The organism is Agromyces sp. G08B096 (assembly GCF_040267705.1).
In the GTDB taxonomy this organism is placed as follows: domain Bacteria; phylum Actinomycetota; class Actinomycetes; order Actinomycetales; family Microbacteriaceae; genus Agromyces.
This window is the reverse complement of sequence record NZ_CP158374.1, coordinates 3,459,660-3,477,232: the sequence shown is the minus strand read 5'-3', so window position 1 is coordinate 3,477,232 and position 17,573 is coordinate 3,459,660. Positions and strand designations below refer to the sequence as shown.

General features: G+C 73.3%; 16 protein-coding genes. 8 read left to right on the top strand and 8 right to left on the bottom strand.

Annotated elements, in window-relative coordinates; translation table 11 throughout:
• Nucleotides 1–7 precede the first annotated feature (7 nt).
• The 4 genes from ABIQ69_RS16645 to ABIQ69_RS16630 all read right to left on the bottom strand — a co-directional run bounded on the left by ABIQ69_RS16645 (nt 8) and on the right by ABIQ69_RS16630 (nt 5,611).
• Nucleotides 8–913, bottom strand: coding sequence for a deoxyribose-phosphate aldolase (locus tag ABIQ69_RS16645; protein ID WP_350348239.1), 906 nt, complete (start codon nt 911–913; stop codon nt 8–10).
• Nucleotides 900–1,895: a 5-dehydro-2-deoxygluconokinase gene (iolC, locus tag ABIQ69_RS16640; RefSeq protein ID WP_350348238.1), complete on the bottom strand. Its 996-nt coding sequence runs from the start codon at nt 1,893–1,895 to the stop codon at nt 900–902. The genes ABIQ69_RS16645 and iolC overlap by 14 nt, the downstream gene beginning before the upstream one ends.
• Before the next feature lie 115 nt (nt 1,896–2,010).
• Entirely contained in the window at nt 2,011–3,327 is a 1,317-nt protein-coding gene (locus tag ABIQ69_RS16635) for an FAD-binding oxidoreductase (RefSeq protein ID WP_350348237.1), read from the bottom strand.
• Between the two features lie 121 nt (nt 3,328–3,448).
• Complete coding sequence (locus ABIQ69_RS16630; protein WP_350348236.1) at nt 3,449–5,611, bottom strand: S9 family peptidase; 2,163 nt, start codon at nt 5,609–5,611, stop codon at nt 3,449–3,451.
• A 122-nt stretch (nt 5,612–5,733) separates the two neighbouring features.
• Here ABIQ69_RS16630 and efeU point away from each other — a divergent pair, with 122 nt between their 5' ends.
• The 3 genes from efeU to efeB all read left to right on the top strand — a co-directional run bounded on the left by efeU (nt 5,734) and on the right by efeB (nt 9,187).
• Nucleotides 5,734–6,594 carry an iron uptake transporter permease EfeU gene (efeU, locus tag ABIQ69_RS16625; protein WP_350348235.1) on the top strand — a complete coding sequence of 287 codons (861 nt, stop codon included), beginning with the start codon at nt 5,734–5,736 and terminating at the stop codon, nt 6,592–6,594.
• A gap of 77 nt (nt 6,595–6,671) precedes the next feature.
• Nucleotides 6,672–7,880, top strand: a complete 1,209-nt coding sequence (gene efeO, locus ABIQ69_RS16620) for an iron uptake system protein EfeO (RefSeq protein ID WP_350348234.1) — start codon at nt 6,672–6,674, stop codon at nt 7,878–7,880.
• Nucleotides 7,880–9,187 carry an iron uptake transporter deferrochelatase/peroxidase subunit gene (gene efeB, locus ABIQ69_RS16615; RefSeq protein ID WP_350348233.1) on the top strand — a complete coding sequence of 436 codons (1,308 nt, stop codon included), beginning with the start codon at nt 7,880–7,882 and terminating at the stop codon, nt 9,185–9,187. The genes efeO and efeB overlap by 1 nt, the downstream gene beginning before the upstream one ends.
• Before the next feature lie 18 nt (nt 9,188–9,205).
• Here efeB and ABIQ69_RS16610 read toward each other — a convergent pair whose 3' ends face one another.
• The 4 genes from ABIQ69_RS16610 to ABIQ69_RS16595 all read right to left on the bottom strand — a co-directional run bounded on the left by ABIQ69_RS16610 (nt 9,206) and on the right by ABIQ69_RS16595 (nt 12,091).
• Nucleotides 9,206–9,601: a hypothetical protein gene (locus ABIQ69_RS16610; RefSeq protein WP_350348232.1), complete on the bottom strand. Its 396-nt coding sequence runs from the start codon at nt 9,599–9,601 to the stop codon at nt 9,206–9,208.
• The gene (locus ABIQ69_RS16605) at nt 9,601–9,996 is read right to left on the bottom strand and encodes a hypothetical protein (protein ID WP_350348231.1); all 396 of its coding nucleotides are present in this window, start codon (nt 9,994–9,996) and stop codon (nt 9,601–9,603) included. The genes ABIQ69_RS16610 and ABIQ69_RS16605 overlap by 1 nt, the downstream gene beginning before the upstream one ends.
• Entirely contained in the window at nt 9,996–10,484 is a 489-nt protein-coding gene (locus ABIQ69_RS16600; RefSeq protein ID WP_350348230.1) for a LysM domain-containing protein, read from the bottom strand. The genes ABIQ69_RS16605 and ABIQ69_RS16600 overlap by 1 nt, the downstream gene beginning before the upstream one ends.
• 101 nt (nt 10,485–10,585) lie before the next feature.
• Nucleotides 10,586–12,091: a PLP-dependent aminotransferase family protein gene (locus tag ABIQ69_RS16595; protein ID WP_350348229.1), complete on the bottom strand. Its 1,506-nt coding sequence runs from the start codon at nt 12,089–12,091 to the stop codon at nt 10,586–10,588.
• Nucleotides 12,092–12,167: 76 nt separating this feature from the next.
• Here ABIQ69_RS16595 and ABIQ69_RS16590 point away from each other — a divergent pair, with 76 nt between their 5' ends.
• The 5 genes from ABIQ69_RS16590 to ABIQ69_RS16570 all read left to right on the top strand — a co-directional run bounded on the left by ABIQ69_RS16590 (nt 12,168) and on the right by ABIQ69_RS16570 (nt 17,543).
• Complete coding sequence (locus ABIQ69_RS16590; protein ID WP_350348228.1) at nt 12,168–12,839, top strand: pyridoxamine 5'-phosphate oxidase family protein; 672 nt, start codon at nt 12,168–12,170, stop codon at nt 12,837–12,839.
• A 326-nt stretch (nt 12,840–13,165) separates the two neighbouring features.
• The gene (locus ABIQ69_RS16585) at nt 13,166–13,351 is read left to right on the top strand and encodes a hypothetical protein (protein ID WP_350348227.1); all 186 of its coding nucleotides are present in this window, start codon (nt 13,166–13,168) and stop codon (nt 13,349–13,351) included.
• Complete coding sequence (locus tag ABIQ69_RS16580; protein WP_350348226.1) at nt 13,348–16,470, top strand: AAA family ATPase; 3,123 nt, start codon at nt 13,348–13,350, stop codon at nt 16,468–16,470. The genes ABIQ69_RS16585 and ABIQ69_RS16580 overlap by 4 nt, the downstream gene beginning before the upstream one ends.
• A 58-nt stretch (nt 16,471–16,528) precedes the next feature.
• Nucleotides 16,529–17,014: a glutathione peroxidase gene (locus ABIQ69_RS16575; RefSeq protein WP_350348225.1), complete on the top strand. Its 486-nt coding sequence runs from the start codon at nt 16,529–16,531 to the stop codon at nt 17,012–17,014.
• 4 nt (nt 17,015–17,018) lie between these two features.
• Nucleotides 17,019–17,543 carry a GNAT family N-acetyltransferase gene (locus tag ABIQ69_RS16570; RefSeq protein ID WP_350348224.1) on the top strand — a complete coding sequence of 175 codons (525 nt, stop codon included), beginning with the start codon at nt 17,019–17,021 and terminating at the stop codon, nt 17,541–17,543.
• Nucleotides 17,544–17,573 lie beyond the last annotated feature (30 nt).

The following is a 17,573-nucleotide window of genomic DNA, read 5'->3' as shown; positions in this document are numbered from 1 at the left end:
TCCTCCCTCATCGATCGTGGACGAGCGCGGCGGCCGTGTCGACGGCGCGGACGACGTCGTCGTCGGGCGGATACACGAGGGTGCGGCCCACGACCAGCCCGCGGACCCCGGGCAGCTCGAGCGCCCGCTCCCACCCGGCGTAGGTCTCTTCCTGATCGTCGCCCCGCTCGCCGCCGAGGAGCAGCGTCGGCAGCGTCGTCGCGGCCATGACGCGGTCCATCTCGGGCACGACGGGCAGCTTCATCCAGGTGTACGCCGAGCTGGTGCCGAGCCCCGCTGCGATCGCGACCGAGGTGATCACGGCGTCTGCGGTGAGCTCGTTGACGATCGCGCCGTCGGCCCAGGCGCTCATGAACGGCTCGAGCATGATCGGGACGCCGGCGGCGGCCGCGGCGCTCACGGCTGCGGCGACCGCCTCGAGCGTGGCGCTGGTCGCCGGGTCCTTCAGGTTGATGCGCAGCAGGCACTTCGCGAAATCGAGGCGGTCGCGCACGATGCCGGGGATGTCGTAGCCGGTGAAGCGGTCGTCCATCTCGAAGACGGACCCGCGGAGGCCTCCGCGGTTCATGGACCCGACGACGACCTTGTCGTCGAGCACGCCGAGCAGGGTCAGGTCGTCGATGATGTCGGGCGTGCCGAGCACGCCGTCGACGCCCGGCCGGCTGAGGGCGAGGGCGAGCCGGTCGAGCAGGCGGTACCGGTCGGCCATGGCGAGCGGTTCCTCGCCGACGCCGAGCGCGCCCCGCGCGGGGTGGTCGGCGGCGAGGATGAACAGCCGGCCCGTGTCGCCGAGCAGCGGTCGCTTCCGGCGCGACGCGTGCGCGGCGGCGACCGCCGCGGGGTCGGTGGCGCGGATGCGTCGCATCTCGTCGAACCGCACCGGATCGATGAACCACTCCTCACGCGATGGCATCGGCGCCTCCTCCGGTCGGCGTGCCGGCCCGCTCTGCGAGGAGCCCCTCGACCTCCTCGGTCGACGGCATCGCGGTGGAGCATTCCCGGCGGGTGGCGACGATGGCCCCGGCCGCGTTCGCGAACCGGATGGTGCGTTCGAGCGGCCAGCCCGCGAGCAGTCCGTGGCAGAGGGCGCCGCCGAACCCGTCGCCAGCGCCGAGCCCGTTCACCACGTCGACGGGGATCGGCGGAGACTCGACCACCTCGTCGCGCGTCATCGCGAGGACGCCTCGTGGACCCTGCTTCACGACGGCGAGCTCGAGCCCGGCCTCGAGCAGCGCCTCGGCCGCTCGTCGGGGGTCCCGTTCGCCGACCGCCACTTCGCACTCGTCGAGGTTGCCGACCGCGACCGTCACCTGCGTGAGGGCCCGGCGCACCTCGCGGCTCGCCTCCTCGGCCGAGGGCCAGAACATCGGCCGGTAGTCGAGGTCGAGCACCGTGAGCGGAGCGCGGCCCCGTGCCGCCCATGCGGCGTGGTGCGCGGATCGGCTCGGTTCCTCGCTGAGGCCCGTCACCGTGGACCAGTAGACGCCGGCGGCACGGACCTGGTCGAGCGGCACGTCGCCGGCCCCGATCTCCAGGTCGGGCGCCTTCGGCCGTCGGTAGAAGGTGAGGGGGAAGTCGTCGGGCGGGAAGATCTCGCAGAACGTCAGCGGCGTCTGCAGCTCGGGCGTCGTTCCCACGGCGGAGGCGTCGACGCCGAGGCGCTCGAGCTCGCGGTGCACGAACCGGCCGAATGCGTCGGCCCCGGTCTTGCTGACGAGCGCACTGCGCCGGCCGTGGCGTGCCGCGGCGATGGCGACGTTCGCGGGACTTCCCCCGAGCGATTTGGTGAAGGTCTCGACCTCATCGAGAGTGCGGCCGGTCTCCACTGGATAGAGATCGATGCCGACGCGGCCGATGGTGAGGACCTCGAAGGAGCCCGGTTCTCGTGTGCTCATGCGCGCCGTGTCACTCCCTCGTTGACGGACCGTGCGTCACAGTTTACACAGAATGTCCTTACAAAGTAGTGGCGCCTGCATCGGATCCGCTGCAGGCCCGGATTGCGCCCACCCGTCAGGCCGGGGCGATGTGGTGCGCCCCGCGGAACACGTCGCCGGGGTCGAACTCCGCCTTGACCCGCCGGAGCCGTTCGAGCGCGGAGGGCGCATAGATCGTCGCGAGCACGTCGTCGCCGTACTCCTGGGTGAAGTTGGCGTACTTGCCCGACGTGTGATCGAACGGCGCATCGAGCTGGAGGCGCAGCGCGGCGAGATCGTCGTCGCTCGCGTCCGCCGGCAGCAGCGCGTTCACCATGAAGAAGGCCTGAGCGTCGCGGAACGCGATCGGCGTGGCATCCGGCGCGACGCGGGCGAACGCGCCGCCGAGCGCGCGGAGCATGAGCATCGTGGGCGCGCCGACCGCGAGGGCCTGCTCGCACGAGGCAAGGAACTCGTCGGACAGCTCGGGCACGAACCCGTTGCTGCCGACGAAGCGGAACGGCGGACGCCCGGGCGGGGCGGACTCGAGCAGGTCGCCGAACGCGACGGGCGCGAGCGAGACCTCGGTGACCGACGGCAGCGACAGCAGCGGGTCGAGGAGGCGCCGGAGCTCCTCCTCGGTGCCCTGCAGCGCCACCGCCAGCTGCGGCCCGCCGGGCATCTCGGGCCCGAACGGCGGTATCACCATGAGCGTCGAATTGAGCTCGTCGGGCGAGGCCACCGTCACGTCGCGCCAGGCGCGGAGGATCGCACCGACGTCGGATGCGTCGAACCGCACGTGTCCGCCGACGAAGTCGCCCACCCGGGCCGCCTGGAAGGTGAACCTCGTCACGATGCCGAAGTTGCCCCCGCCGCCGCGAAGCGCCCAGAAGAGCTCGGGGTGGGTGCCGGCGTTCGCCGTGACGACGGCGCCGGCCGCCGTGACGACCTCGACCTCGCGCACCAGGTCGATCGTGAGTCCGTGCGTGCGCACGAGCCAGCCGATGCCCCCGCCCACGCCGATGCCGCCGACGCCCACCTCGCGCGTGTCGCCCGACGTGAGGGCGAGCCCGTGCGGCGCCAGCGCGGCCGCGACGTCGCCCCAGCGGGCACCGCCGCCGACCGAGACCAGCCCGTCGGCTCCGACCGAGATCGCGTCGAGCGCGGAGAGGTCGATCACGACGCCGCCGGTCACCGGCAGGCTGCCGTGCCCGCCGCTGCGGACGGCGATCGGACGGCCGTGGTCGACCGCCGTGCGCACCGCCATGGCGACCTCGTCGGCGGTGGTGGGGCGGACGACGGCCTCGGGCTCGCCGACTCCGGCGAACACGGTGCGGCCGGCGTCGTACTCAGGGGAGCCGGGGCCGAAGGCCCGATCGGGGACGCGTTCGGTGAGCGACGAGAGGATGGACATGGCGCGAGTCTGCCAGCGCGCGCCGACATCCGACAGACATGCTCGCTGCCGGCGAACGCGGGGCGGTCCGGCCCGCGCCCGAGCGGCTCACGTGCCGGATTCGCTCACTCGCCCGAGCCGCTCACTCGCCCGACGGGTGCGCCCTCGCCCGGTCGATCACCCACGCGTACGCGAACGCGCGCTCCCGCCATGCCGAGTACCGGCCGGAGGAGCCGCCGTGCCCGGCCGCCATCTCGGTCTTGAGCAGCGGGTCGGCGCCCGCATCGCGCAGCTTCGCGACCCACTTCGCCGGCTCGACGTACAGCACCCGGGTGTCGTTCAGGGAGGTGATGGCGAGGATCGGCGGGTAGTGGTTCTCGTGCACGTTCTCGTACGGGGAGTACGACTTCATGTACGCGTAGACCTCTGGGTCGTCGAGCGGGTTGCCCCACTCGTCCCACTCGATCACGGTGAGCGGCAGCGACGGATCGAGGATCGAGGTGAGCGGGTCGACGAACGGCACGCGCGCGAGGATCCCGGAGAAGAGCCTCGGAGCGAGGTTCGCCACCGCACCGACGAGGAGCCCGCCCGCGGAACCGCCGTGCGCCACGAGCCGGTCGGGTGCCGTGATGTCGTTGTCGACGAGATGCTCGGCGACCGCGACGAAGTCCGTGAAGGTCGCCCGCTTCTTCAGTCGTTTCCCGTGCTCGTACCAGAGCCGGCCCATCTCGCCGCCGCCTCGGACGTGCGCGACCGCGTAGATCATGCCGCGGTCGAGCAGCGACAGCCTCGGGATCGCGAACGCCGGGTCCACCGAGAACTCGTAGGAGCCGTAGCCGTAGAGAAGCGTCGGGGCGGGCGTGCCGAGCTCGACGAGGTCGGTGCGGTACACGAGCGAGATCGGGATGCGCGTGCCGTCGGAGGCCGTCGCCCACTCCCGCCGCTGCGTGTATCGCGAAGGGTCGTACCCGCCGAGCACGGGCTGCTGCTTCCGCAGCCGGCGCTCACCGGTCGCGACCACGAGGTCGGTGACCGTGGGCGGCGTGACGAAGCTCGCCGTCTCGATGCGCAATGTCGGCTGCTCCCAGTCGGGATTGCTGCCGACGGCGACCGAGATCAGCGGCTCGTCGAAGACGAGCTCGTGCAGCGTGTCGTCAGGCGTCGCGTCGGCCGGCAGACCCGCGGGCGGCAGCTTGGCGATCGCCACCCGCGGCAGCCCGTCGCGGCGGTACTCCAGCGCCACGAAGTCGCGGAACGCGTCGACGGCCTCGAGGCGCACCGCCTCGCTGTGGGGCAGCAGCATCCGCCGCGGCCCCTGAGGGTCGGATGCCGCGACGGAGACCAGCTCGAAGTTCACCGCGCCGTCGTTGTGGACGATGAGCAGGCGGTCCTTCCCGCCGGCGACGACGTGCTCGACGTCGTACTCGACGCCGTCCTTCCGGGGCCAGACGACGCGGAACTCGCCGGTCGGGTCCGAGGCATCCAGCAGCCAGGTCTCGCTCGTGACGTTCGAGCCGGCCTCGATGACGAGGAACCGGCGGCTCCGCGTCACGCCGACGCCGAGCCAGAACCGTTCGTCGGGTTCGGTGAACACCCGCACATCGGCGGATGCCTCGGTGCCGACCTCGTGTCGCCAGATGGTGTCGGGGCGCCAGGCCTCGTCGACGGTGGCGTAGAAGACGTACCGGCCCGTCGGGTCGAAGACGGCGCCCGCGGCCGTGCCCTCGATGGTGTCGTCGTAGGTGCGGCTCGAACCGTCGAGCGCGCGGAGGCGCAGCGTGTAGCGTTCGTCTCCCTCGACGTCGACGGCGTAGAGCAGCGTGGAGCCGTCGGGGGTGATGTCGAAGCTGCCGAGCGAGAAGTAGTCGTGGCCCTCGGCCTCGGCGTTCTCGTCGAGCAGCACCTGTTCGCCGGGCAGCGGCGCGTAGGAGGCATCCGTCAGCTCGTCGCCGGTGGTCTCGGGCAGCACCGGCGGTTCCCAGTCGTCCGGCCCTGCGGCGGGGACGCGGCAGTGGATGCCGTACTGGCTGCCCTCGACGGTCCGGGTGAAATACCACCAGTCGCCCTCGCGGGTCGGCACGGAGAGGTCGGTCTCCTTGGTGCGTTCGGTGATCTCCTCGAAGATCTGCTCGGTGAGCACGGCGAGGTGCTCGGTGCGGGCGTTGGTGTACGCGTTCTCGGCGTGCAGGTGCGCGATGACCTCGGGGTCGTCCTTGTCGCGCAGCCACTCGTAGTCGTCGACCACCACGTCGCCGTGGTGCTCCCTCGTCGTCGGACGCTTCGGGGTCTCTGGCGGAGTCAGCACGGTTCCACGGTACGCCCACCGTCGGAGCCGTTCGCGGTCGCCGAACGCGACCCGGGTTCGACGATTCGGCGAAGTGAGGTTAGCCTTAGCTCACTTCACCCATCCGCTTCCGGGAGACCTCCGTGCTCGCGAACTACCTCATCGGCCTCCGCGAGGGCCTCGAGGCCGGCCTCGTCGTCGGCATCCTCGTCGCCTACCTCGGCAAGCTCGGCCGACGCGACCTGCTCGGCCGGCTCTGGCTCGGCATCGGGCTCGCCATCGCCGTCTCCTTGGGCTTCGGCGCCCTGCTCACCTGGGGCCCGTACGCGCTGACGTTCCAGGCGCAGGAGATCCTCGGCGGCGCCCTCTCCCTCGTCGCGGTCGCCATGGTCACCTGGATGATCTTCTGGATGGGCACCCACGGCGCGGGGCTGTCGAAGGAGCTCCGCGGGCAGGTCGATCAGGCCATCGACCGGTCGTGGATCGCGCTCGTCGTGCTCGGGGCGCTCTCCGTGGGCCGCGAGGGCATCGAGACGGCGCTCTTCGTGTGGGCCAACGTCGCCGGAGGCAACGACCCGGTGCTCGGCACGACCGGCGCGGTGCTCGGCATCGTCACGGCCGTCGCGATCTCCTGGGGCATCTCGAAGGGCCTCGTGAAGGTGAACCTCTCGGCGTTCTTCACGTGGACGGGACTCTTCCTCATCCTCGTCGCCGCGGGCGTCCTCGCGTACGGCATCGGCGACCTGCAGGAGGCCGCCGTCGTGCCGGGCTGGGGCGCGGCGGCGTACAGCCTCGCCGGCGTCGTCCAGCCGGGCGGTTTCCTCGACACCCTGCTCGGCGGCATCTTCAACTTCACCCCCGAGCCGACGTGGGCGCAGGTGGCCGGCTGGACCCTGTACGTGGCGGTCACCGGCTGGCTCTACCTCCGGATGCTCCGCCGACGGCACCGGCCGCGACCGGCCGCAGTCGCGGACGCCCCGCCCGCCGCGGTGCCCGCGCACTGACCGCCCGACCGCCACGCCTCAGCAGCCTCAGCTCACCACCTCAGCCACTCGCCTCACCTCACCTCACAGGAGCCCTCATGACCCGTCGCGCCCTCGCGGCCTCCGTCGCCGTGACCGCACTCACCGCGCTCGTCCTCACCGGCTGCGTGGCCAAGAGCGAGCTCGCCGAGGCGATCCCCGTCGACCTCTCCGACGACGCCTGCACGGTCGGCGTCTCGACGGCCGGCGCCGGCGCGGTCACGTTCGCGCTGGAGAACACCGGCACCGATGTGAACGAGTTCGAGATCCTCGCCGACGACAAGCTCCGCATCGTCGGCGAGAAGGAGAACGTCACCCCCGGGCAGCAGGTCGAGTTCACCGCCCAGCTCCAGCCGGGCACGTACTACACCGCGTGCAAGTTCCAGCAGGTCGGGGCGCCGATCGGTCTCGCGAAGTTCACCGTCACCGGCGAGCAGGCCGCGGTCTCCTCCGACGAGCAGCAGCTGGCCGACCAGGCGGTGGCCGAGTACCTCGCGTACGTGCGCTCCCAGGTCGCCGAGCTGCTGCCGCTCGTGCAGCAGCTCGCCGACGCGTACGCGGCCGGCGACGACGCGACCGCCCGGTCGCTCTTCGCCGCGGCCCGCGTGCCCTACGAGCGCATCGAGCCCACCGCGGAGGCCTTCGGCGACCTCGATCCGAAGATCGACTTCCGCGAGGTCGACGCGGTCGCCGACGGGCTCGACTGGACCGGGTTCCACCGGATCGAGAAGGATCTCTGGGCGCCGCAGCCGGGCGACCTGAACTCCGACGGGCAGGACGCGCTCCAGGGCTGGAGCCCCTCCACCCCCGAGCAGCGTCAGGGCTTCGCCGACGGCCTCGTCGCCGATGTCACCGAGCTCCACGACCTGGTGACGGCCGACGACTTCGCGGTCTCGCTCGCCGACATCTCGAACGGCGCGATCGCGCTGCTCGACGAGGTGGCCTCGGGCAAGATCACCGGCGAGGAGGACTGGTGGTCGGGCACCGACCTGTCGGACTTCGCCGCCAACGTGCAGGGGGCCGGCGTCGCGTTCGGCGCCGTGCGTGCGCTCGCGGAATCGAAGGGCGACGAGGGTGCCGCGCTCGCCGAGGAGATCGAGGGGCAGTTCGCCGCGCTCGAGGAGGCCCTCGCGGTGCACGGTTCGCTCGACGCCGGGTTCGCCGACTACGCCACCCTCACCGACGCGGACATGAAGGCGCTGAGCGACCAGGTCAACGCGCTCGCCGAACCGCTGTCGCAGCTGACGAGCACGGTGCTCGGGGTCTGATGACCGAGACGGATGCCTCGCGCGGCGTGAGCCGCCGGCAGCTGCTGGGCCTCGCGGGTGCGGGCGCCGCGGGTGTCGCGGTCGGCGCCGTCGGCGGCGCCGCCGTCGGATCCGCCGTCGCCTCGGCGGTCACGGGCGCCGCCACGGCGACCGGCGGGGCCGGGGCATCCCCGTTCGCCTTCTACGGCGGCCACCAGGCCGGCATCGTGACGCCCGCGCAGGACCGCCTGCACTTCGCGGCGTTCGACGTGTCGAGCACGCTCGACCGCGACGGGCTCATCCGCCTCCTGCAGGACTGGACCGCGGCGGCGGCCCGGCTCACCCAGGGGCTCGAGGTCGAAGAGGGCGGGGCGGTCGGCGGCTCCGACTACGCGCCGCCGGCCGACACCGGTGAGGCGCTCGGCCTGCCGGCGAGCGGGCTGACGATCACGTTCGGCTTCGGCCCCGGCCTCTTCCAGGGCGGGGAGGGCGAGGACGGCGGCGACCGGTTCGGGCTCGCCGCCCAGCGGCCGGCAGACCTCGCGGCGCTGCCGCGCTTCCAGGGCGACGCGCTGAAGCCCGAGTGGACCGGAGGCGACCTCGCCGTGCAGGCCTGCGCCGGCGACCCCCAGGTCGCCGTGCACGCCATCCGCAACCTCAGCCGCATCGCCTTCGGCCGGGCGAGCCTGCGCTGGTCGCAGCTGGGCTTCGGCCGCACCTCCTCGACGTCGCGCGCGCAGCAGACGCCGCGCAACCTCTTCGGCTTCAAAGACGGCACCGCGAACCTGAAGGCCGAGGACGGCGACCTGCTCGACGAGCACGTCTGGGTCGCGGCATCCGACGGGCCCGCCTGGCTGGCCGGCGGCACGTACCTCGTCGCCCGCAAGATCCGCATGGTGATCGAGAACTGGGACCGGGTGCAGCTCGGCGAGCAGGAGGCGCTCGTGGGCCGCTCCAAGGGCGAGGGCGCGCCGCTCTCGGGCGGCACGGAGTTCAGCGAACCCGACTTCGCGGTCGAGGGCGCGACCGGCGCGCCGCTGATCGCGCCGACGGCGCACGTGCGGCTCGCGCACCACTCCGTCAACGGCGGCGCACGCATGCTGCGCCGCGGGTACAACTTCGTCGACGGCAACGACGAGCTCGGCCGGCTCGACGCGGGGCTGTTCTTCCTCTCCTTCCAGCGGTCGCCGCAGCAGTTCATCGATGTGCAGACGAGCCTCGCCGCCGATGGGCTGAACGAGTACCTGAAGCACGTGGGTTCGGCGATCTTCGCCGTCCCGCCCGGAGCGAGCGAGGGCGAGTTCGTGGGCCAGGCGCTCTTCGACTGAGACCCGAGGGAGCGCGGGTCAGTCCGGCCCGCCCACCTCGTGGATCTCCCAGCGATCACCGCCGAGGTGGTGCAGCGTGCCGCGCACGCGCTCGCCGTCGCGGTCGGCCTGGAACGCGATCGGCGGCAGCCCGTCGCCGACGAGGGCGAGGTGCCCGCCGAAGGTCGCCTGGTCGTACCCGGCCTCCCGCAGTGCGTCGACGCGGGCGCCGGAGTCCCACATGCCGGCCAGGGCGAACTGCATCGCGACGAGCGCCAGCCCGCCGAGGAGCACGCCCGTGTAGCCGGCCTCCCGGAGCGGCTTCGAGCGCCGCCTGGCGCCGACGATCGAGGCGAACACGCCGAAGGCGAGCACCGCCACGGGGAAGACGAGCGGCCACGGGTTCCACGGCTCGATGGTGACGACCTCGGTCATCATCGGTCGCCGCCCGTCGGCGCCGCGCCCTCGTCGACGCGCCACCGGTCGCCGCCGAGCGGCACGAGCTGGCCCTCGACGATCTCGCCGTCGCGCTCGGCTCGGAAGTCGATCGCGCCGGGGGAGCCGCCCACGATGCCCTCGCCGCCCGAGAACGTGGGCTGCTCGTAGCCGAGCTCGACGAGCGCGTCGCGGCGCTGGCCCTGGTCCCAGGTGCCGGAGAGGAAGCCGAGCAGGCCGAACGCCGAGAGCGGCCCGAGGACGACGAGGACGTAGCCGACATCGCGCATCCAGCGGGTCTCGCGCCCGGCGATCGCGAGGACGGCGCCGGCGACGAGCACGAGCAGCGGGAACACCAGCGGCCACGGGTTCCACGGCTCGAGGACGACCTCCATCAGTCGACGCCCGTCTTGGTCCAGTCGAGGTTGATGCGGTCGCCGATGTACACCGTCTCGCCGAAGTCGTGGATCTGCGGGTTCATCCGCAGGAGTTGCTGCTGCGGCAGGTCGAACCGCTGCGCGATGTCGAAGAAGCTGTCGCCCTCCACGACGACGTAGAGGATCGGCATGCCCGACGCGTCGGTCTGGGGCGTGGCCATCGCGCCGGGGATGGGCCCGTTGTCGTACGCCGGGCCCGGCTCGTACACGGGGGCGGGGGCGTTCGGCACCGGGGCCGGGGCGGGAGCGGGTTCGGCGGCGGGCGGGGGAGTCGGCGTGGGCGTCGGGGTCGGCGTGGGGGTCGGCGTGGCCGTCACGGTGACGACGACGGTCGCCGCGGGTTCTTCGGCCGCCGGGGCGCACGAGGCGAGGGCGAGCGCGGCCGAGAGTGCCAGCGTGCCGATCGCCGTCGTGCGGATGCCTCGTCGCGATCCCGCTCGTTCCACGTGGCCTCCCGTCGCCCTGCCGTCCGGGTCAGCCTATGCAGCGGGCCCCCCGCACGTCCATGCGCGGCGGGGCCTGTGGAGGGAGCGGTGCGCCAGGGCGTTCACCGGTCGCCGCACTGCTGCTGCACCGCCCGCCGGATGCGGGCGAGCGCGTCCGCGAGCGCCGTGTCACCGACGCCGGCGTAGCCGATGACGAGGCCGGCGTGCGCGTTCCCGGCCGAGCCGGAGCGCTCGCAGCCGGCCGCCGGCGGGACATCCGCGGCGGCCGAGTAGAGGGACAGCGGTGCGACGACCACCCCCTCCCGCGCGAGCCGCTCGACGACGGCGTCCGTGGCGGCCTCGTCGGGCAGCTCGAGTACCGCGTGCAGTCCGCCGTCGAGCGCGGTGAGCCGGATGCCCCGCGCCGGCGATTCGAGGCCCCCCAGGGCGTCGAGCACCAGCCGGCGCCGGTGTCCGTACTCGCGCCGGGTGGCCGCAATATGGCGGCGGAGGGCGCCGGACGCGAGGAGGTCGGCCATGGCGTGCTGCACCGGCCCGGCCACCGGCCCGTGCTCGTCGGCGCGGATCGCCGTCACGGCGTCGCGAAGCGCCGGGTCGCTGGTCTCGGGCGGCAGCACGAGGTAGCCGAACCGCACCCACGGCGTCAGCACTTTGGAGAAGCTGCCGACGAGCACTACACGCCCCTCCTCGTCGAGCGAGGCGAGCGCCGGCAGCGGCGCCCCCGTGTGCCGGAACTCGCTGTCGTAGTCGTCCTCGATGACCAGCGCGTCCCGCCGACCGGCCCAGTCGAGCAGGGCGAGCCGGTCGGCCACGGGCAGCCGGCCTCCGAGCGGGTACTGGTGGCTCGGGGTCACCATGACCGCGTCCACGGGACCGCGGACGCGGTCGAGCGCCGCGAGGTCGAGGCCGTCCGGCCCGACGGCGACGGGCCGGAGGTGCACGCCCCGTCGAGCGAGCGTGCGGCGCGCCGACGGGTACCCCGGATCCTCGACGACGACCCGCGGGCGCTCGCCGCGGACGGCGCGCAGGGCGACCGCGAGCAGCGCGAGCGCATCCGCGGTACCCGCGGTCACGACGACGTCGTCGGCCGAGCACCGCACGCCGCGGGCGAGCCGCAGGTGGTCGGCGATCGCGGCGCGGAGCTCAGGCAGGCCGAACGCCGGCGGCGACCACGACGACACGGGCACGGCGGCCGCGCGGCGCCACGCCGCCCGCCACGCGCGCTCGTCGATGCGCGCCGTCGACGGGATGCCCGGGGAGAGGTCGATGAGGGCGAGGGCCGGTGCCGACGCATCCGGCACCGGTGCCCCTTCGTCCGCGCGGTCGGCGGACGGCGCGAATCCACTGCCGGCCGGGCGCTCCAGCGCGGCCACGCGCGTGGGCGCACCCTGCCGCGACTCGAGGTAGCCCTCGCCGGCGAGGCGGTCGTACGCCTGCACGACCGAGCTCCGCGCGACGCCCAGCTCGGCCGCGAGTGCGCGCGTCGACGGCATCGGATCGCCGGCGCGGAGCGCGCCCGAGAGGATGCCCCGCCGCAGCCCCTCGACGAGCTGCACGCCGATCGGCGTGGTCCGGTCGCGGTCGACGACGAGCAGCGGGCCATCCATCGGCACCTCACTGGTCTGGTTGTTCCGTCGTCGACTGGACTGCCGACCGGTCCAGTATGCGCCAGAGACTGGAGCCGTGACCAGCACCGACCTCTCCGCCCCCGCCCCCGACCGCCGCATCCGACGGATGCCCGAACGCCAGGTGACCGACCAGGCCGCGCTGCATGCGCTGCTCGACGCCGAGCTCGTCGGCCACCTCGCCGCCACCCACTACGGCGGACCCATCGTGGTGCCCATGGCCTACGCCCGCGCCGGCGACCACCTGCTGCTGCACGGCTCCACCGGAGGCGGGTTCGCCCTCCGGGCCGCCGCGGAGCGCACCCCCGTCGCCTTCGCCGTGACCAGCCTCGACGGCCTGGTCGTCGCCCGCTCGCTCTACGACCACTCGATGAACTACCGCAGCGCGATCGTCTACGGCGTGCTCGAGGCCGTCGAGGACGAGGCATCCGCCCTCGACCTGCTCACCGAGCGCCTGCTGCCCGGCCGTGCCCGGGAGGTGCGCGCGAGCACGCGCAAGGAGCTCGCCGCCACGCGGGTGCTCCGGCTCGCGCTCGACGACGTCGTCATGAAAGCGCGCGCCGGCGGTCCGTCGGAGTCGCCCGACGACGGCGAAGACCACTCCAGCTGGGCCGGCGTCGTGCCGCTCGCCCGCACCTGGGGCGAGCCCGTCGCTTCGGTGCTCACCCCTGCGGGTGTGCCCGTCCCGGAATCGGTGGTCGCGCTGGCGACGACCGGCGCGCCGTCCTGAAGCCTGACCTGAGAGAGGAGGTGCGCGATGTTCGCGACCGTATTGGTACTGGCGCTCGGCGCGCTGGCCGCGTCGGCGATCGGCGCGTCACTGGTGCAGCTGCACCGCGACGGCTACCGCCGCCTGCCCGCCCGGACCGCCTGAGCCGGGGAGACCGGCCGGATGCCCGCATCCTCCCGGCTCCGCGGACGGCTCCCACCCCGCACCGGCTTAAGCCGGTCGGACCGCGGCCGCGCCCCGCCGCACCGAAATAGGGCGATCGCCCGATGGGGCGGGGGTGCCTTAGCGAGCACGCTGGAGACATCCCGGAGACCACTGGAGGAATCATGCAGTACTCGGCAGAACTCGTCACGATGCACCTGCACGAGGCGAACGTGCTCCGCGCGGAGCGCGAGATCGGCCTGCGTCGCAGCGTCGACGATCAGGCGGGCGCGGATGACGCCGCGCCCGCCCCGGCGACCGCACGGCGTCACCGCCGTGCGCACCGCCTTCCCCGCCTCGCCCTTCGGTGAGCGGGCAGGGGACCGGCTCGCTCACCGTCCCGGCGACGGCGACCATGACGGCGTCGGCCACCGGCACGCCCGACGGGGCGCAGACGGAGCGTTCTCCTGAGAGCGGAACCGCGCCCGCCACGTCGGCGGACGTCGGCGGGTCGTGGCACGATGACTGGGTGACGACGTCGGTGTCGAGTCCCGCGATGGTGGGTCGGCAGGCCGACCTCGCGTGGCTCGAAGGCTTGCTCGAGGAGGCGCGACAGGGCGCGCCGCGCACCGTCGTGCTCGGCGGAGAGGCCGGCATCGGCAAGACCCGGCTGTTCCGCGAGTTCATCGGCCGTCTCGGGCCCGACGTCCGCCTCCTCTTCGGGCAGAGCGTCGACCTCGGCGATGTCGCCGCACCCTACGCGCCCGTCAAGGCTGCGCTCCGCACGCTCGTGGCCGAGATCGGCGCCGAGGCGGTGCTCGATGCGGTCGGCCCCGGGCGACCCGCGCTCATCGCCCTCCTCCCCGAACTGGCCGATGCCGACGCCGCGCCCGCGTCCGCGCAGGCCGGCGGCGCCGCCGCGGCCGGGCAGCTGCACGAGGCCATCGCCGTGCTGCTCGAGACCGTCTCCCGCGACCGGCCCACGGTGCTGGCCATCGAAGACCTCCACTGGATCGACGTCGCCTCGCTCGCGCTGCTCCGCTTCCTCATGCGCGCGCTCACCTCGAGCCGCGTCCTCATCGTCCTGACCTACCGCACCGAAGACATCGGTCGCGGCCACCCCGTCCGCGGATTCCTCACCGAGATCGAGCGCGACCGCTGGGTGCAGCGGCGCGAGCTCTCCCGCCTCACCCGCGCCCAGGTGCGCAAGATGGCCCGGATGCTCATCTCCGACACGCCCACCGACGCCACCATCGACAGCGTCTACCGACGCAGCGAGGGCGTGCCGTTCTTCGTCGAGGAGCTCATCGGCATCGACGGATGCCGCGACGACACGGCCTTGCCCGACACCCTCCGCGACCTGCTCCTGGTCCGCTACGAACGCCTCCCCGAGCGGGCCCAGCACGTGCTCCGGCTCCTCTCCATCGGCGGCGTGCGGGTGTCGCACACGCTGCTCGCCTCGGTGTACCAGGGCGACCCCGACGACCTCGACGTCGCGCTCCGCGAAGCGGTGCTCGCCGGAGTGCTCACGGTCGACCGCGACGACTACGCGTTCCGGCACGCGCTCGTCAGGGAGGCGATCGTCGCCGACCTGCTGCCCGGCGAACGCGGGCGCTTCCACGCCCGGTACGCCGAGGCGTACGAGGCCATGTCCGCGAGCGGCACGAGGCGGCTCGCGGCCGAGATCTCGTTCCACTGGCTCGGCGCGCACGACGCCGTGCGCGCGTTCCCCGCGACCATCCAGGCGATGCGCGAGGCCCGCGCCTCGGCCGCGTACGCGACGGCCGCCCAGCTCGGCGAGCGCGCCATCTCGCTGTGGGAGGTCGTGCCCGGCGCCGAGCGGATGGCGGGCATGGGGAAGATCGAGCTCATGGGGCGCACCGCATCGCACCTCCGCAACGCGGGCGAGAGCGAGCGCGCCCTCGCCCTCGTGAAGGCCGCGCTCGAGGAGTGCCCCGGCGACGACCCGCAGGTGCCGCGACTGCTGCGCGATCAGGCGCTGGTGCTCGCGAACCTCGGCCGCCCGGGCGCGACCCAATTGCTCGAGCGGGCGCTCGAACACCTCGGCGACCGCGACGATCCCGCCTCGCTCGACCTGCGCGCCACGGTCCTCACGACCCTCGCCGGCCGGCAGATGGTGTCGGGCGCGAAGACCGACTCGCTCGAGACCGCCCGCGAGGCCCTCGCGATCGCCCTGCAGGTGGGCGCGGCCCGGTCGGCGTCGGTGGCGAAGAACATCGAGTCGATCAGCCGCGCGATCCGCGGCGAGGTCGAAGAGGCGCTCGCCGGACTCGAGGAGGCGCGGGAGCTCGCCCGGGGCGACGGGTCGGCCCTGCTGCGCTACTGGGTCAACGCGAGCGACCTGCACTATCTGATCGGCTCACATCGGCAGGCCGTGCGCCTCGCCGAAGAGGGCCTCGAGCGCTCGCGCGAACAGGGCGTCGAGCGCAGCTCGGGCGTCATCCTCGCCTCCAATGCCGTCGACCCGCTGCTCGCGCTCGGCGAGTGGGAACGGGCCGACGAGCTCATCGACCGCGCGCTCGCGCTCGATCCGTCCGCGCAGTTCACGGTGTACCTGCACCGCGCCCGCATCTGGTCGCTGCTGTGGCGCGGCCGGCTCGAGGAGGCCGCCGCCGTGTTCGCCGCGGTGCGTCCGCTGATGATGCCGCTCATGGAGCTGGAGCTGCAGACCCGCATGAGCGTGGGCCGCGTCGCCGCCGAGCTGGCGCTCGAGTCGGGCGATCTCGCCGAGGCGTGGCGCCGGGTGGCGCCGATCTTCGAGGAGCGGCTGCCGCTCTCGCCCGGCTACACGCTGCCCTATCTCTGGGTCGGCGCGCGCGTGCTCGCGGCCACCGAGGCGAGCATCGACGAGACGCCGGCGGTCGCCGACGCCCGCCATGAGGCCGAACGGCTCCGCGCCGTCCTGAACGGGCTTCCCGCGTGGCCGACGACCCCGCTCTGGACCGCGTTCTTCGAGGCCGAGCTGACGGAGTTCACCGAGCCGTCCGAGCGCATCCGCGCTTGGCAGGCGGCGGAGCGTGCGACCGAGGTGCCCGAATCCCACGTCTTCCTCGCGCCGTACGCGAGGTTCCGCCTCGCCGAGGCCGAGATCGCCGCCGGCGACCGGGTCGCGGCGCGGGCGAGCCTGCGAGCGGCGGGCGACCTCGCCGAGCGGACGGGCGTCGGGCTCGTGGCATCCCATGTGGAGCGCGTCGCGCGCGCGGCCGGCCTCGCCGGCGGCGGCTCGCCGGCGCCGGCCGTTCCGCCCACGGGCGGGGGCGAGGCGTCCGCCGACCCGTCGCTCGTCGAGCTCACCGCCCGCGAGCGCCAGGTGCTCGACCTCATCGCCGAGGGCCTCAGCAACAAGCAGATCGGCGAGCGGCTCTTCATCAGCGGCAAGACGGCGAGCGTGCACGTCTCCGCGATCCTCCGCAAGCTCGGGGCGGCCACCCGCACCGAGGCCGCCGTGCGCGCCGGCGCGCTCAGATAGCGCCTGCGAGCCGGCCATCGCCGCTCGCCTCCGACGTAGGCTCGACGCGGAGGTACAGATGACCGGAATCGATGACATCCCCATCACCACCATGGACGGCGGCTCGACGTCGCTCGCCGACTACGCAGGAAAGGCGGTGCTCGTCGTGAACGTCGCCTCGCGCTGCGGGCTCGCGCCACAGTACGGCAAGCTCGAGGAACTGCAGCGGCAGTACGCCGACCGGGGGTTCACCGTCATCGGCTTCCCGAGCAACCAGTTCCTGCAGGAGCTCTCGACCAACGAGGCGATCTCCGAGTACTGCTCCACGACGTGGGGCATCACCTTCCCGATCGTCGACCGGGTTCGCGTCAACGGGAAGCACGAGCACCCGCTCTACACCGAGTTGAAGAAGACGCCGGATGCCTCCGGCAAGGCCGGCCGGGTGTCCTGGAACTTCGAGAAGTTCCTCGTGGCGCCCGACCGTTCGGTGACGAGGTTCCGCCCGACGACCGAGCCCGACGATCCCGCGGTGATCGCCGCGATCGAGTCGGCGCTGCCCGGGTAGCCGCGTGGCCGTCGACGACGTGCTCGTGCGCCCGGCCGCCGTCGCCGACGCGCCGGCGATCGCCCGCGTGCACTGGATCTCCCACCAGGAGGCCTACGTCGAACCCGGGCTCGTCAGCCGTGAGCGAGTCGAGGCGTGGACGATGCGCGACCGCGTGGGCGCGTGGAGCGCGTACACCGCGATCGCGTCCGGCGTGTTCCCGCCGCCGGAGGGCTTCCACGCGATGGAGATCTTCGTCGCCGAGGTCGACGGCGAGGTGGTGGGCTGGGCGAACACCAGCGCGGGCCGGGGCGAGGACCTGCCGCGAGCCCTCGAGCTCGAGGGCCTCTACGTGCTGCAGTCCTTCCACGGCGCCGGCGTCGGGCAGGCGCTCCTCGACCGGGCGCTCGGCGACCGGCCAGCCTTCCTCTGGGCGCTCGACCGGAATCCGCGGGCGCACGCCTTCTATCGCCGCAACGGGTTCGAGCTCGACGGCACCGAGAAGTGGGACGAGCTCTGGCAGGTGCGCGAGGTCCGCTTCGTCCGCTGACCGGCCGTGCGCCCGGGTACCGTAGTCGGG

Coding starts and splice junctions, on each gene's coding strand:
- ABIQ69_RS16645 (WP_350348239.1), bottom strand. CDS start 913: ATGCCATCGCGTGAGGAGTGGTTCATCGATCCGGTGCGGTTCGACGAG.
- iolC (WP_350348238.1), bottom strand. CDS start 1,895: ATGAGCACACGAGAACCGGGCTCCTTCGAGGTCCTCACCATCGGCCGC.
- ABIQ69_RS16635 (WP_350348237.1), bottom strand. CDS start 3,327: ATGTCCATCCTCTCGTCGCTCACCGAACGCGTCCCCGATCGGGCCTTC.
- efeO (WP_350348234.1), top strand. CDS start 6,672: ATGACCCGTCGCGCCCTCGCGGCCTCCGTCGCCGTGACCGCACTCACC.
- efeB (WP_350348233.1), top strand. CDS start 7,880: ATGACCGAGACGGATGCCTCGCGCGGCGTGAGCCGCCGGCAGCTGCTG.
- ABIQ69_RS16610 (WP_350348232.1), bottom strand. CDS start 9,601: ATGACCGAGGTCGTCACCATCGAGCCGTGGAACCCGTGGCCGCTCGTC.
- ABIQ69_RS16605 (WP_350348231.1), bottom strand. CDS start 9,996: ATGGAGGTCGTCCTCGAGCCGTGGAACCCGTGGCCGCTGGTGTTCCCG.
- ABIQ69_RS16595 (WP_350348229.1), bottom strand. CDS start 12,091: ATGGATGGCCCGCTGCTCGTCGTCGACCGCGACCGGACCACGCCGATC.
- ABIQ69_RS16585 (WP_350348227.1), top strand. CDS start 13,166: ATGCAGTACTCGGCAGAACTCGTCACGATGCACCTGCACGAGGCGAAC.
- ABIQ69_RS16575 (WP_350348225.1), top strand. CDS start 16,529: ATGACCGGAATCGATGACATCCCCATCACCACCATGGACGGCGGCTCG.